General features: G+C 69.0%; 16 protein-coding genes and 1 pseudogene. 11 read left to right on the top strand and 6 right to left on the bottom strand.

The window, feature by feature from the left end:
• Positions 1-18: 18 nt before the first annotated feature.
• A complete protein-coding gene (locus ACEN9N_RS21815) occupies positions 19-747 on the top strand; it encodes a glutathione S-transferase (RefSeq protein ID WP_007837340.1) in 729 nt (242 codons plus the stop codon).
• On the opposite strand, the gene rsmI is transcribed toward ACEN9N_RS21815, so the two are convergent.
• Positions 744-1,694 carry a 16S rRNA (cytidine(1402)-2'-O)-methyltransferase gene (gene rsmI / locus ACEN9N_RS21810; RefSeq protein WP_413331627.1) on the bottom strand — a complete coding sequence of 317 codons (951 nt, stop codon included), beginning with the start codon at positions 1,692-1,694 and terminating at the stop codon, positions 744-746. The genes ACEN9N_RS21815 and rsmI overlap by 4 nt on opposite strands.
• Before the next feature lie 46 nt (positions 1,695-1,740).
• On the opposite strand from rsmI, the gene ACEN9N_RS21805 reads away from it, so the two are divergent.
• The 3 genes from ACEN9N_RS21805 to ACEN9N_RS21795 all read left to right on the top strand — a co-directional run bounded on the left by ACEN9N_RS21805 (position 1,741) and on the right by ACEN9N_RS21795 (position 3,695).
• A complete protein-coding gene (locus ACEN9N_RS21805) occupies positions 1,741-2,118 on the top strand; it encodes a YraN family protein (protein ID WP_007837338.1) in 378 nt (125 codons plus the stop codon).
• Positions 2,119-2,247: 129 nt separating this feature from the next.
• Positions 2,248-2,892, top strand: a complete 645-nt coding sequence (locus ACEN9N_RS21800; protein WP_007837337.1) for an SIS domain-containing protein — start codon at positions 2,248-2,250, stop codon at positions 2,890-2,892.
• On the top strand, positions 2,889-3,695 hold the full coding sequence (locus tag ACEN9N_RS21795) for a BON domain-containing protein (protein ID WP_007837336.1): 807 nt from the start codon (positions 2,889-2,891) through the stop codon (positions 3,693-3,695). Before ACEN9N_RS21800 ends, ACEN9N_RS21795 begins: the two co-directional genes overlap by 4 nt.
• A gap of 147 nt (positions 3,696-3,842) precedes the next feature.
• On the opposite strand, the gene ACEN9N_RS21790 is transcribed toward ACEN9N_RS21795, so the two are convergent.
• From ACEN9N_RS21790 to ACEN9N_RS21780, 3 genes are all read right to left on the bottom strand, one after another.
• Positions 3,843-4,751: an NAD(P)-dependent oxidoreductase gene (locus tag ACEN9N_RS21790; RefSeq protein ID WP_042673388.1), complete on the bottom strand. Its 909-nt coding sequence runs from the start codon at positions 4,749-4,751 to the stop codon at positions 3,843-3,845.
• Between the two features lie 162 nt (positions 4,752-4,913).
• Complete coding sequence (locus ACEN9N_RS21785; RefSeq protein ID WP_007833325.1) at positions 4,914-6,050, bottom strand: PilT/PilU family type 4a pilus ATPase; 1,137 nt, start codon at positions 6,048-6,050, stop codon at positions 4,914-4,916.
• Positions 6,051-6,186: 136 nt separating this feature from the next.
• On the bottom strand, positions 6,187-7,230 hold the full coding sequence (locus tag ACEN9N_RS21780) for a type IV pilus twitching motility protein PilT (protein WP_007833310.1): 1,044 nt from the start codon (positions 7,228-7,230) through the stop codon (positions 6,187-6,189).
• Positions 7,231-7,281: 51 nt separating this feature from the next.
• Here ACEN9N_RS21780 and ACEN9N_RS21775 point away from each other — a divergent pair, with 51 nt between their 5' ends.
• Positions 7,282-7,986, top strand: a complete 705-nt coding sequence (locus ACEN9N_RS21775; RefSeq protein ID WP_007833309.1) for a YggS family pyridoxal phosphate-dependent enzyme — start codon at positions 7,282-7,284, stop codon at positions 7,984-7,986.
• Between the two features lie 12 nt (positions 7,987-7,998).
• Here the strand turns inward: ACEN9N_RS21775 and ACEN9N_RS21770 are convergent, their stop codons facing one another.
• Positions 7,999-8,466, bottom strand: a complete 468-nt coding sequence (locus ACEN9N_RS21770) for an Lrp/AsnC ligand binding domain-containing protein (protein ID WP_007833308.1) — start codon at positions 8,464-8,466, stop codon at positions 7,999-8,001.
• Between the two features lie 147 nt (positions 8,467-8,613).
• Positions 8,614-8,946, bottom strand: a complete 333-nt coding sequence (locus tag ACEN9N_RS21765; RefSeq protein WP_413313256.1) for a DUF4148 domain-containing protein — start codon at positions 8,944-8,946, stop codon at positions 8,614-8,616.
• Positions 8,947-9,190: 244 nt separating this feature from the next.
• Here ACEN9N_RS21765 and ACEN9N_RS21760 point away from each other — a divergent pair, with 244 nt between their 5' ends.
• From ACEN9N_RS21760 to ACEN9N_RS21735, 6 genes and pseudogenes are all read left to right on the top strand, one after another.
• Positions 9,191-10,465: a Glu/Leu/Phe/Val family dehydrogenase gene (locus ACEN9N_RS21760; RefSeq protein WP_007833298.1), complete on the top strand. Its 1,275-nt coding sequence runs from the start codon at positions 9,191-9,193 to the stop codon at positions 10,463-10,465.
• 33 nt (positions 10,466-10,498) lie between these two features.
• On the top strand, positions 10,499-11,152 hold the full coding sequence (locus ACEN9N_RS21755; protein WP_495654506.1) for a nucleoside/nucleotide kinase family protein: 654 nt from the start codon (positions 10,499-10,501) through the stop codon (positions 11,150-11,152).
• An 82-nt stretch (positions 11,153-11,234) separates the two neighbouring features.
• The gene (locus tag ACEN9N_RS21750; protein WP_495654505.1) at positions 11,235-11,909 is read left to right on the top strand and encodes a DUF2242 domain-containing protein; all 675 of its coding nucleotides are present in this window, start codon (positions 11,235-11,237) and stop codon (positions 11,907-11,909) included.
• 43 nt (positions 11,910-11,952) lie between these two features.
• On the top strand, positions 11,953-12,423 hold the full coding sequence (locus ACEN9N_RS21745) for a MarR family winged helix-turn-helix transcriptional regulator (protein ID WP_495654504.1): 471 nt from the start codon (positions 11,953-11,955) through the stop codon (positions 12,421-12,423).
• Positions 12,420-13,004 (top strand): annotated as a pseudogene (locus ACEN9N_RS21740) (FUSC family protein); the annotation flags it as partial. The gene ACEN9N_RS21745 and the pseudogene ACEN9N_RS21740, both read left to right, overlap by 4 nt.
• Entirely contained in the window at positions 12,994-13,425 is a 432-nt protein-coding gene (locus tag ACEN9N_RS21735; RefSeq protein ID WP_495654503.1) for a hypothetical protein, read from the top strand. The pseudogene ACEN9N_RS21740 and the gene ACEN9N_RS21735, both read left to right, overlap by 11 nt.
• The last annotated feature ends 45 nt before the right edge of the window (positions 13,426-13,470 follow it).

Genomic DNA, 13,470 nt, shown 5'->3' with positions numbered 1-13,470 from the left:
TCATGACACCATGCCCGCATGCCCTACCAACTGCATTACTGGCCCACCATCCAGGGCCGCGGCGAATTCGTGCGGCTCGCGCTCGAGGCGGCCGGTGCCGACTACGTCGACGTGGCGCGCCTGCCTGAAGCCGAGGGCGGCGGCGAGTCCGCGCTGGGCCGGCGGCTGGGCGACCCCGACAGCGCGCGGCCCGCGTTCGCGCCGCCCTTCCTCGTCGACGGCGACATCGTGGTCGGACAGACGGCCGCGATCCTGCTCTACCTCGGGCCCCGGCTCGGGCTGTCGGGCGTGGGCGAATCAGACGGACTATGGACGCACCAGCTGCAGCTCACCATTGCCGACGTGGTCGCCGAGGCGCACGACACGCACCATCCGATCTCGACCGGCGCCTACTACGAAGACCAGCGCGACGCGGCCGTGCTGCGCGCACAGGCCTTTCGCAACGAGCGCATCCCCAAGTTCCTGAACTGGTTCGAGCGCGTGCTGCAGCGCAACCCCGCGGGCAGCCTGCACCTGGTGGGCGACGTGCTGACCTATGCGGACCTGTCGCTGTTCCAGCTGGTGGACGGTCTGCACTACGCGTTCCCGAAGGCCACGGCGCGGGCGCTGGCTGCAACGCCCGCGGTCGAGAAGCTGCATGCCAACGTCAGGCGGCGGCAGCGCGTGCACGACTACCTGCAGAGCCCGCGCCGCGTCGCGTTCAACGAGGACGGCATCTTCAGGCGCTACGCTGAATTGGACGGCTAGCCTTCCCCGGCCTCGTTGCGTATGCGCAGCGCCAATTCATACAGCGTGTTGCGCGGCGCGCCGCTGATCTCTGCAGCCAGCTTCACCGCCGTTTTCACCGGCAGTTCCGCCATCAACAGGCGCAGCACGCGTTCGCCTTCCGCGCCGCCGTCGCCGCTCACCGCCACCGGGTGCAGCACCAGCGCGAACTCGCCGCGAATGCGGTCGCGGTCGGCGCCGAACCAGTCGGGCAGGGTGCTGGCCGCCACCGTTGCGATTTCCTCGAACTGCTTGGTGAGCTCGCGGCCCACGGTGATGCGGCGCTCGCCCAGCGTGGCCAGTGCGCGCGCGAGGTTCTCGATGCGGTGCGGTGCTTCGAGCAGTACCACGGCGCGCGGCTCCTGCGACAGCGCCTGCACGGCCGTGTCGCGCTCGCCGGCCTTGCTCGGCAGGAAGCCCGCGAAGACGAAGGCACTGCTGCTGGCGTTGGCGTCGCCGCCTTCGGCCACCAGGCCCGCCGCGCCCACCAGGGTGGTCACGCTGCTCGCACCGGGCAGCGGCAGCACGCGCTGCCCGGCCGCGCGCACGGCCGCAGCGAGCCGCGCGCCGGGGTCGCTCACGCCGGGCGTGCCGGCGTCGCTGACGTAGGCGATGCGCTCGCCCTGCGCGAGCCGCGCGACCACGGCCTGTGCGGCCTCGGCCTCGTTGTGCTGGTGCACCGCCAGCAGTTGTGCGCCGGGGCGGTCGATGCCGTAGGCGCGCAGCAGGCTTTGCGTGTGGCGCGTGTCCTCGCAGGCAATGGCGTCCACCAGCTGCAGCACATGCAGCGCGCGCAGCGTGATGTCGGCCAGGTTGCCGATGGGCGTGGCGACCACGTAGAGCGTGCCCTGCGGATAATGCTGCGCACCCGCGGCGTCGCGCGCGGCCGCGAGAGCGGCGCCGAATGAAGCAGGGGCGAGTGAAGCCAAGGGGTTTCTCCGTCAGAACGAACAAGAAGATTGCAGGCAGGGAGCCATGAAGACAGACACCACAACGAAGCATCGCGGCGATGCGGCGGAAGACGCCGCGCTCGACCATCTGCAGGACGCCGGCCTCGTGCTGGTCGCGCGCAATTATCGGACGCCCGGGCGCGGCGGCGGCGAGATCGACCTGATCATGCGCGATCCGCGCCATTCGCCGCAGGGCACCCTGGTGTTCGTCGAGGTCCGCCAGCGCAGCACCGGCACGCACGGCGGCGCGGGCGGCAGCATCACCGGACTGAAGCAGCGACGCATCGTGTTCGCCGCGCAGCATTACCTGAGCCGGCTGCGCACGGTACCGCCATGCCGTTTCGACGTGGTGCTGGTCGAGGAGACAATCACCTGGCTCCCGGGCGCCTTCGACGCGAGTTGATCCAATCGAACACCCGTGGAGCAACCCATCCCATGCCGGGCACCCGCAAGTGACACGAAGTGCGCGGAGATTCGGGGTGGGGCATTTCAAAACGTCTTGTTTCACAACCCCCAGTTATCATCCCGCCTCATGCTCGAGCAACGGATTCAGCAGCACTTCATCGACAGTGCCGACCTCAAGTACCAGACCGGACCGGTCCTCAGCAAACCCATCTCTCAAGCGATGCAGGCCATCCTGGCGTGCGTGACCAGCGGCGGCAAGGTGCTCGCCTGCGGTGCTGGCGTGTCGGGGCTGCTGGCGGCCCAGTTCGCCGCGCAGTTCGTGGGCCGCTTCGAACGCGAGCGGCCCGAGCTCGGCGCCATCGCGCTGCCCGGGGACACCACCGACCCCGAGGCCGACAGCGCGAGCGCGACGGACGTCGACCGCTTCGCCCGCCAGGTGCGCGCGCTCGGCCAGGCCGGCGACGTGCTGCTGGCGTTGAGCGCCAGCGGACAGTCGGCGTCGGTGCTTGCCGCGGTGGCAGCCGCGCACGAACGCGACATGACCGTGGTCGCGCTGCTCGGCAACGCCGTCTCGGGGGCGCCCTCGGCGCCGGCTGCGGGCAGCAGCGGTTCGGGCGGCGCCATCGGCCGTGCGCTGCGCGAGACCGATGTCCAGATCAGCGTGCCGCACGAGCGTGCGGCGCGCATCCACGAAATCCACCAGATCGCGCTGCATTGCCTGTGCGACGGCGTGGATGCCCAGTTACTCGGAGAACAGGAAGCTTCCTCATGACCATGACGACCATGACGATGACATCATCGACCCGGCGTTTCGCCCTGGCCCTCACCCTGGGTGCCGCGCTGGTCGCCGGCCTTTCCGCCTGCGTGCCGCTCGTCGTGGGCGGTGCGGCCGTGATGGGCGTGGGCATGGTGGCCACCGACCGCCGCAGCTCCGGCGCGCAGCTGGACGACCAGGGCATCGAGTTGCGCGCCGCGGCCCGCGTGCGCGACATCGCCAACGACCAGATGTACGTGAGCGTCACCAGCTACAACCGCCAGGTGCTGCTGACCGGCGCCGTGGGCAGCGAAGCCGACCGCCGCCGCGTCGAGGAGGAAGTGAGCCGCATCGTGAACGTGCGCTCGGTGGTGAACGAGCTGACCGTCGGCTCCTCGAGCACCTTCCAGGACCGCTCGAACGACCTCTACATCACCGGCAAGGTGAAGGCCTCGCTGCTCGACGCCAAGGACATCTTCGCCAATTCCTTCAAGGTGGTGACCGAGCGCGGCGTGGTCTACCTGATGGGCATCGCGACGCGGCGCGAAACCGACCGCGCCACCGACATCACGCGCGGTGTGTCGGGCGTGGTGAAGGTCGTGCGCGTGGTCGAGGTCGTGAGCGAGGCGGATCTGGCGGCCAGCCAGGCGGCAAACCAGGCTGCGGCGCAGCGCGGCGGCACGGGTCCGGCGCCGGTGACCTCGGCAACGCCGTCCGCGCCTTCGCCGTCGCCAGCGCCTTCTTCCTCCAGCTCGCGCGTGCCGCTGCCGCCGATGGAGCCGCTGCCCGCAAGCGGCGCGACGACGTCGCCGATCCGCTGAAGAACGAGCGCCGAATCAAAAATGCCCGCTGCTCGTTGCAGGCATTTTTCGTGGAACACCGCGGAACCGGCTTCGCCGGGCCGCAGGTGTTGCCCCCGGTAGGGGGAAGGCGAAGCGACACGAAGTGCGCGCAGCCTGGGGGCGAGCCTATTTCAATCGGATGATGAGGCTCGACGTGTCCCAGCGCCGCCCGCCGGCCTGCTGCACGTCGGCGTAGAACTGGTCGACGAGCGCCGTCACCGGCACGCGCGCGCCGTTGCGCTTGGCTTCGTCGAGCACCAGGCCCAGGTCCTTGCGCATCCAGTCGACGGCGAAGCCGTAGTCGAACTTGCCTTCGATCATGGTCTTGCCGCGGTTTTCCATCTGCCAGCTCTGGGCTGCGCCCTTGCTGATGACGCCGAGCACCGCCTCCATGTCGAGCCCCGCGCGCTGGCCGAAGGCGATGGCTTCCGACAGGCCCTGCACCAGGCCCGCGATGGCGATCTGGTTCACCATCTTGGCGAGCTGGCCGGCGCCGCTGTCGCCCAGCAGCGTGACCGCGCGCGAGAACGCCATGGCCACCGGCCTGATGCGCTCGAACACAGCCGCATCGCCACCGCACATCACGGTGAGCGCGCCGTTCTGCGCGCCGGCCTGTCCGCCCGAGACGGGCGCGTCGATGAAGTGCAGGCCCAGCGCCTGAGCGGCCTTGGAGAGCTCGCGCGCCACGTCGGCCGAGGCGGTGGTGTGGTCGACCAGCACCGCGCCCTTCTTCATGCCGGCGAAAGCGCCGTCGTCGCCCAGCACCACGGAGCGCAGGTCGTCGTCGTTGCCGACGCAGCAGAACACGATGTCGGCGCCGGCCGCGGCTTCGCGCGGCGTCGGGGCGTGGCGCCCGGGTGCGCCGAATTCGGCGGCCCAGGCCTGCGCCTTGGCGGGCGTGCGGTTGTAGACCGTGACTGTATGGCCGGCCTTGGCCAGGTGTCCGGCCATGGGCCCGCCCATGACGCCGAGGCCAAGGAAGGCCACCGTCTGGGCGGGAACGGATTCGTAGGTGCGGGGGTTGATGCTGCTCATGGCCACAGCTTAAAGCCAAAGAAAGCCGATCCCCTCAGGCATGAAACCCGCGCGATCCAATCGCGAGACACCGCAGAACCGGCTTCGCCGGGCGGCAGGTGTCGCCCCCCGGCAGGGGGAAGGCGAAGCGACACGAAGTGCGCGAAGCCTGGGGGCGAGCCCTTACACAATTGCGAAGTGCTCCGTGCCCGCCGACAGGTCGGTGCTGCGCGCGCGCTGGCTGTTGAGCTTGATCTGCAGCCGCAGGTCGTTCGCCGAGTCGGCGTTGCGGATCGCGTCCTCGAAGTTGATCGAGTGGCTCTCGAACAGGTCGAACAGCGCCTGGTCGAAGGTCTGCATGCCCAGGTTGCGGCTCTTGCGCATGATCTCCTTGATCTCGCCCACCTCGCCCTTGAAGATCAGGTCGGAAATCAGCGGCGTGTTCAGCAGCACTTCCACCGCCGCCACGCGGCCCGTGCCGTCCTCGGTGGGCACCAGGCGCTGCGACACCAGCGAGCGCAGGTTCAGCGACAGGTCCATCAGCAGCTGCGCGCGGCGCTCTTCGGGAAAGAAGTTGATGATCCGGTCCAGCGCCTGGTTGGCGCTGTTGGCGTGCAGCGTGGCCATGCACAGGTGGCCGGTTTCGGCGAAGGCCACTGCGTGCTCCATGGTCTCGCGGTCGCGGATTTCGCCCATCAGGATCACGTCGGGCGCCTGGCGCAGCGTGTTCTTCAGCGCGGCTTCCCAGCTGTCGGTGTCGATGCCCACCTCGCGCTGCGTCACCACGCAGTTCTTGTGCGGGTGCACGAACTCGACCGGGTCCTCCACCGTGACGATGTGGCCGTACGAATTTTCGTTGCGCCAGTCGATCATCGCGGCCAGCGTGGTCGACTTGCCCGAGCCGGTGGCGCCCACCAGGATGCACAGGCCGCGCTTGGTCATCGACACATCCTTCAGGATCTGCGGCATGCCCAGCCCGTCGATGGTCGGCAGCTTGGCGGGGATGGTCCGCATCACCATGCCGACCTTGCCCTGCTGCACGAAGGCGTTCACGCGGAAGCGGCCGATGCCGGTCGGCGAGATTGCGAAATTGCACTCCTTGGTGCGCTCGAACTCCGCCGTCTGGCGGTCGTTCATGATCGAGCGCGTGAGCGCCAGCGTGTGCTGCGCACCCAGCGCCTGCTGCGACACCTTGGTGACCTTGCCGTCGACCTTGATGGCCGGCGGAAAGTCGGCGGTGATGAACAGGTCGCTGCCGCTGCGGCTCACCATGAGCTTGAGCAGGTCGTTGATGAACTGGCTGGCTTGATCGCGTTCCATGAGAGCGCTCCTTGATCTGTTTAGTTTGATGCTGCCGGCGGCCGACCGCCGGGCCGCCCCAAGGCGGCCGCGCCTCCCCCTTGGGGGGTGGAGTTACACGCAGCGCAGCGAAGTGAAAAGCCGGGGGGCTTCATGGCTAGCCTGGGAAGTTCTCTGGGATCTTCGCCTTGCCGCGGGCTTCTGCAGCCGAGATGGTATTGCGGCGCACCAGTTCCGTCAGGTTCTGGTCGAGCGTCTGCATGCCCGAGCCCTGGCCGGTCTGGATGGTGGAGTACATCTGCGCGACCTTGGCCTCGCGGATCAGGTTGCGGATGGCCGGCGTGCCCAGCATGATCTCGTGCGCCGCCACGCGGCCCTGGCCGTCCTTGGTCTTGCACAGCGTCTGCGAGATCACGGCCTGCAGCGACTCCGACAGCATGGCGCGGATCATTTCCTTTTCCTCGCCGGGGAACACGTCGATGATCCGGTCGATGGTCTTGGCCGCCGACGAGGTGTGCAGCGTGCCGAACACCAGGTGGCCCGTTTCGGCCGCGGTCATGGCGAGGCGAATAGTTTCCAGGTCGCGCAGCTCGCCCACCAGGATGGCGTCGGGGTCTTCGCGCAGTGCGGAGCGCAGCGCGTTCGAGAACGACAGCGTCATCGGGCCCACTTCGCGCTGGTTGATCAGGCACTTCTTCGATTCGTGCACGAACTCGATCGGGTCTTCCACCGTGAGGATGTGGCCGTACTCGTTTTCGTTGAGGTAGTTGACCATGGCCGCCAGCGTGGTCGACTTGCCCGAGCCCGTGGGGCCCGTCACCAGCACCAGTCCGCGCGGCTTGAGGGCGAGTTCGCCGAAAATCTTCGGCGCATTGAGCTGCTCCAGCGTCAGGATCTTCGAGGGAATGGTCCGGAACACCGCGGCCGCGCCGCGCGCCTGGTTGAAGGCATTCACGCGGAAGCGCGCGAGGCCGTCGATCTCGAAGGAGAAGTCGACCTCCAGGAACTCTTCGTAGTGCTTGCGGTGCGTGTCGCTCATGATGTCGTACACCATGGCGTGAACGCCCTTGTGATCGAGCGCATCGACGTTGATGCGGCGCACGTCGCCGTTGACGCGGATCATGGGCGGCAACCCTGCGGAAAGGTGCAGGTCGGAGGCTTTGTTCTTGACGCTGAACGCCAGCAATTGGGTGATGTCCACGGGGCTCCTCGGCTCGGTTCTGGTGACGTTTTGATACGATTTTGGACGATTATGACGATGATTGGCGACGACCTCCAGCAAGTAAACAACCGGATCGCAAAGGCATGTGTAACGGCCGGCCGCGCGCCCGCCGAGGTGAGGCTGCTGGCGGTGTCCAAGACCTTCGGGCCGCAGGCCGTGCGCGAGGCGCATGCGGCGGGCCAGTCGGCCTTCGGCGAGAACTACGTGCAGGAAGGCCTGGACAAGATCGAAGCCCTCGCCGACCTGCGCGCTTCCCTCGAGTGGCACTGCATCGGCCCCCTGCAAAGCAACAAGACGCGGCCCGTGGCCGAGCACTTCGACTGGGTCCACAGCATCGACCGGCTGAAGATCGCCGAGCGACTTTCTGCCCAGCGGCCGGCGCACCTGCCGCCGCTCGATGTATGCCTTCAGGTTAATGTGGACGGCGGCGCGAACAAGTCCGGCGTGCCGCCCGAAGAGGCGCTCGCGCTGGCGCGCGCTGTGGCGGTCTTGCCACATCTGCGGCTGCGCGGGCTCATGGCGATCCCCGAGCCGGCGGCCGATTTCGAAGCGCAGCGCGCGTTGTGCCTGCGCGCGCATGCGGTGTACCAGTCGATCCGCGACGCGGGCATCGCGCTAGACACGCTGTCGCTCGGCATGAGCGCCGATCTTGAAGCTGCGATCAGCGCCGGCAGCACGATGGTGCGCGTCGGCACGGCCATTTTCGGCGGCCGCTCGTACGGCAAGCCGGCCTGACCGGCCCGTGTTTCAGATCCCCAGCGGCAGGCGCGCGCTGCTTTTCACTTCTTCCATCACCGCGTAGGTCCGCGTCTCGCGCACGCCGGGCAATTGCCAGAGCACGGTGCCCGCGAACTCACGATAGGCGGCCATGTCGGCCATGCGGGTCTTGAGCAGGTAGTCGAAGCCGCCTGCGACCATGTGGCATTCCATGATCTCGTCGCGCACCTGCACGGCCGCCTTGAACTGGTCGAACACGTTGGGCGTGGTGCGGTCCAGCAGCACCTCGACGAAGACGGTGAAGCCGCGGCCCAGCTTGTGCGGATCGAGCCGCGCCTCGTAGCCCAGGATGAAGCCGTCGCGCGTGAGCCGCTGCACCCGCGCCAGCACCGCGGTGGGCGAGAGCGCCACCGCCTCGGCCAACTTGAGGTTGGTGATGCGGCCATCCTCCTGAAGGATCTTCAGCAGCCGGAGATCGATGCGGTCCAGGTCGAGCATCGGAGGATTATCCGGCTCGAATGTCAATTTCTTGCAGAAGATGCGGCCTATGGGCGCTGGCCATAGGAAATAGAACCAGGGAGTTGCCGGCGGCCTACCCTTGCCTACCCAACGCGCCGCATCTGCGGGGTCGATGAGCCGCGGTGCCTATCGCTCGCCGGACGGAATCGTTCCCTCCCGCATGGCCTTGATGGCCTCGGCCTCCACGGCTTCGCGCGTGGCGGGCTGGCCGGTGCGCGCCACGGGCCAGGGTGCGCCCTGGCTCACGGCGCTCCATGCGGGCTGGTTGCGCGCCGTCTCCAGTTCGGCGACGACGCGATCGCGCGACGGATCCAGCCTGGCATGGTCGGGGTGGCGCGTCACGCCGGCCTCGGTCGGCGCGAAGTGGTATTCGCTCGCGGCCGAAGCGGCCAGGGGCGCCAGCGCGGCGGCCGAAACGGCCACGGCGAGAAGGGGAAAGAGAAGTGTGCGGTGCAGCATGGTGATGGATGTCCCTTGGTTGTTCGCCGTCGCCGACATGGCGCCAGCCATGCCAGGCCTGGGCCGGCATGCCGGTCGAATCTAGGGAGGCAGGCCGTCAGGTGCCGCACGCCGCGATTACTTCGGCGCAATGCGTGGTCCCAACGTCTCTTGCATAACCGTCAGCGCGGCGCGCATAAGCCATGGCGCGACGCGCGGTAGAGGTCTATCGTTGCGCCCACCCGAACAAACCAAGGGATATCCCATGAGCGAAAAACTCTCCTTCGTCAGCCCGACCGCCAACAGCCCGTGGGGCACGTATCTTTCGCAGGTCGACCGCGTCGTGCCGTACCTCGGCCCGCTGGCCCGCTGGGTCGAGACACTCAAGCGCCCCAAGCGCGCGCTGATCGTCGACGTGCCGATCGAGATGGACGACGGCACCATTGCCCACTTCGAGGGCTACCGCGTTCAGCACAACATGAGCCGCGGCCCGGGCAAGGGCGGCGTGCGCTTCCACCCCGACGTCACGCTGGAAGAGGTGATGGCGCTGTCGGCCTGGATGACCATCAAGACCGCGGCCGTCAACCTGCCGTACGGCGGCGCCAAGGGCGGCATCCGCGTCGACCCGAAGAAGCTCTCGCTGCAGGAGCTGGAGAAGGTCACGCGCCGCTACACCAGCGAGATCGGCATCATCATCGGCCCGCACACCGACATCCCCGCGCCCGACGTGAACACCAACGCGCAGATCATGGCGTGGATGATGGACACCTACTCGATGAACGTCGGCGGCACCGCCACCGGCGTCGTCACCGGCAAGCCGCTGCACCTGGGCGGTTCGCTGGGCCGCGTGAAGGCCACCGGCCGCGGCGTGTTCGTCACCGGCCGTGAAGCCGCTCGCCGACTGGGCATGGACCTGCGCGGCGCGCGCATCGCGGTGCAGGGCTTCGGCAACGTGGGCTCGGTCGCGGCGGAACTCTTCGCCGAAGCCGGCGCCAAGATCGTTGCGGTGCAGGACCACACCGGCACCATCGTCAACAGCAACGGCCTCGACCTGGCCAAGCTGGTGCCCATCTCGCGCACCGACGGCGTGGTCGGCTTCAAGGCCGGCGGCGACATCGTGCCGAACGAGGACTTCTGGGAAACGCCCTGCGACATCCTGATCCCGGCCGCGCTCGAAGGCCAGCTCACGGCCGAACGCGCACAGAAGACCACCGCCAAGCTGGTGCTCGAAGGCGCCAACGGCCCCACGGTGCCGATCGCCGACGACATCCTCGCCGAGCGCGGCGTGCTGGTGGTGCCCGACGTGATCTGCAACGCCGGCGGCGTGACGGTGAGCTACTTCGAATGGGTGCAGGACTTCTCGTCCTTCTTCTGGGACGAGGACGAGATCAACGTGCGCCTCGACCGCATCATGATGAACGCGCTCAACCACATCTGGGACACGGCGGACAAGCACAAGATCACGCTGCGCACGGCCACCTATGCGGTGGCCTGCGAACGAATCCTCATGGCACGCCAGGAACGCGGTCTGTACCCATGATTTTTTGACAGGAAGAGGCAGTACGCTCGGGGCATGACCACCATGCCCGCGCAGAACCTCCCTTCCATTCCCGCGGATGGCCTGGCCCGTCTGCAGGCTCTCATGGCCAGCGGGCGGCGCAAGCTGTTGGGCCTCGTCGGCGCGCCGGGCGCAGGCAAGTCCACGCTAGCTGCAGCGCTGCTCCGCTCGGTGGGCGCCGACCGCGCCCAGGTCGTTCCCATGGACGGCTTCCACCTGGCCAACGTCGAGCTGCAGCGGCTCGGCCGCACTGCCCGCAAGGGCGCCCCCGACACCTTCGACAGCGCCGGTTATGTTGCGCTGCTGCAGCGCCTGCGCGAGCAGCGGCCCGACGGCGGCATCGTCTACGCGCCCGAGTTCCGCCGCGAGATCGAGGAGCCGATCGCCGGCGCCATTGCCGTGCTGCCGTCGACGCAGCTGGTCATCACCGAAGGCAACTACCTGCTGCACGACGACGGCCCCTGGGCCGGCGCGGCGGCGATGCTCGACGAGGTCTGGTACGTGGACATCGACGACGCGGTGCGCGAAGAGCGCCTGGTGCGGCGCCACCAGCAGTTCGGCCGCAGCGCCGAGGAAGCGCGCGCCTGGGTGGCGAGCACCGACGCACCCAACGCGCGCCTGATCGCGGCGACGCGGATGCGCGCGCACCACGTGCTGCCCTGGTCCTGAAAATCCCGCGCGACAGGGAACGCAAGCGCGGCGGCGCGCTCGAAGCCATGCCGGCGAGCCGCCGGTTAGCATTCGCCGCTCCATGCCGTCCACGCACCCCACCTGCTTCTCTCTTGCCCGCGCCCCGGTCCTCGTGCTGGGCCTGCTGTCCGCCTTCGTGCTCGCCGGCTGCGGCAGCGCCTCGCACCGCGTGTCGTACGAGCCCGAGGCCTTCGGCTCGACCACCACCCACACCCGCGACTACGAGGCCACCGAGGCCCAGACCTGCGAGGCCGCGCGCCGCGCGCTGCTGAGCCAGGGCTACATGATCACGGCCGCCAACACCGACCTCGTGACCGGGCGCAAGAGCTTCCAGCCTGCGGCCGAGGTGCACGTGGAGGTCGAGTTCCGCGTGGTCTGCGCGCGCGAGAACACGAGGGGCGGCAAGGCCAGCAAGAGCACCGTGGCCTTCGCGACCGCGCTGCAGGACCGCTACGGCATCAAGAAGGTGAACAACTCCGCCAGCCTCGGCGTGGGCGCGATCGGCTCGCTCTCGCTGCCGTTCTCGAGCAGCGACGACGCGATGGTGAAGGTCGCGAGCGAGACGCTGACCGACGAGCGCTTCTACGACCGCTTCTTCGCGCTGCTCGACCGTTTCCTCGACGGCCCGGAAGGAGAGGGCGAAGCCGCGGCACCCGCGGAAACGCCGGTCGCTTCACCGCCTGCCGCGGCGCCCGCCGTCACGTATCCCGTGAACTCGTCACCCAACCGGGGCTGACGCCCGGACGCCAAAGTACAAAGATGCGTCTTACAATCCGGACATGGCTTCCCCCATCCCGGATCCGGCGCAATGCGCCTCGCGCCTGCGCGCCTCGGTGTCGCTGCTGTCGCGCCAGCTGCGCAGCGGCGGCGCCGGGCCCGATGGCCCGAGCGTGGCCAAGCTCAGCGTGCTCGGCCAGCTGCATCGGCACGGGCCGTGCACACCCACCGCGCTGGCGGGGCTCGAACGCGTCAAGCTCCAATCGCTGACCCGGCTGCTGGCCGAACTGGAGGCCGAAGGCTGGATCGGCCGCGCACCCCACCCGAGCGACGGGCGCCAATGGCTGCTGTCGCTCACGGCCGAGGGCGTGCGCCGTCTCAAGGCGCTCATGCGCAGGCGCGAGGCGGCGCTGGCCGAGGCGATCGGCGCCACGCTGGATGTCGGCCAGCGTGCCTTGCTGCTGCAGGCTTGCGGGCTCATCGATGGCATCGCAGCCGCGCTGGACAGCGGTTCAGCGGCAGCCGAGTCATGATCGGCGCCCCGGCTCTCCAACGCCTGACGGACCCCTGGCGCCACGGCCGCTGGCGTCCGGGCGTACAGCTGGCGGCGGCAGTGGCCATCGCCTGGGGCGTGGCGGTCGTCCTGCATCTGCCCGAAAGTTTCTGGGCGGTGATGAGCGTGCTGATCGTCATGCGCCCGAGCGCCGGTTCGACGCTCGACGCCGGATGGAACCGGGTGCGCGGCACGGCCGCCGGCGCGCTGTGCGGCCTGGCCGGCGTCTGGATGCAGCACCACGGCACACCGGCGCTCGCGAGCACGCTGGCCGTCGTCATGCTGCTGTCCTTTGCCAGCGCGGCCGCGCCGGGCCTGCGCAGCGCGCCGGTGGCTGCGTTGATCATCCTGTCGGCCGGCGGCATCCCCGGCCAATCGGCGTTGCAGGTGGCGCTGCTGCGCATGGCGCAGATCGGCATCGGGGTGGGGGTGGCGTTGGCGGTCTCCACGGTCGTGTCCGAATACCACGCGGGTGCGCGTTTCGACGAGAGCTGCGCCGCGCTGCTGCACGGCATCGCGAAGCGCATGGTGGCCGCGCGGCAGCCCGCCGATGCCGAGGCGGAGCGCATCCACTCAGGCACGCGCGTCGCGCTGGGCCGGCTGGCCGTGCTGGCCGACGGCGCGGACCTGGAGGCGCGGTGGCATCACCGCGCGCGGCCCCTACCGCGACAAGGCCCGGCTGGCGGCGCGCATCTTCCAGGACGCCGTGGTGCTCGATCGCGTGTTCCGGCAAGCGCGGGACACGGCGGCCGACGCCACGTGGCGAGAAGCCGCACAGGCTGCCGGCACCGCCATCGCCGGCATGGCCGATGCGCTCGCGGGAAGGAGCACCCCGCCCGACCTCGACGGGCTCGGCCGCTGTGCGCAGGCGTCGCGCAGCGTGCCGTCGAATGCGCTCCTGGCCGTGCCGCTGAGCCTGCTCTTCGACGACTTGCGCCGCCTGCAGCACGTGCTCGGAGCCCGCTCGCCGTCATCCGCCTGACGGACCCAAGCCCTAGAATCTTCCGAAAATCAATCGTTTCGGAGA

Source organism: Variovorax sp. Varisp46, from assembly GCF_059491885.1.
This window is presented reverse-complemented; position numbering and strand designations above follow the sequence as displayed.